Origin of the sequence: Enterobacter cloacae complex sp. P15RS (genome assembly GCF_014895905.1) — a bacterium.
Lineage (GTDB): Bacteria > Pseudomonadota > Gammaproteobacteria > Enterobacterales > Enterobacteriaceae > Enterobacter > Enterobacter quasihormaechei.
The window spans coordinates 465-717 of record NZ_JADBQL010000047.1; the positions used below are offsets into that span (position 1 = coordinate 465).

Annotated in this window: 1 protein-coding gene; it reads right to left on the reverse strand. The window is 61.3% G+C overall.

The features are described 5' to 3' along the window. Window positions 1–253 (reverse strand): RHS repeat protein (locus IM267_RS21585; RefSeq protein ID WP_193034211.1); only part of this gene is annotated, 253 nt, incomplete at both ends.

A 253-nucleotide genomic window follows, 5' to 3' on the forward strand; every position in this document is an offset into this window, starting at 1 on the left:
GCTGCGGGTAAGCTGGCCGGAGGGGCTGTAACCATAGCGCTGCGTTCTGCCGTCAAAGCCCGTCTCCTGCACCAGCCTGTCCATAACGTCATATGAGAAGGTGGTGGTGGCCCCGTTCTCGTTTGTCAGGGTGGTGATGCGCCCGGCGCGGTCATACTTCAGGCTTCTGGTCAGGCCGCCCTGAGTGCTGCTGAGCACATTTCCCCGTTCGTCATACCGCGTTTCGCTGCGGCTGCCATCCGGATTAACCATG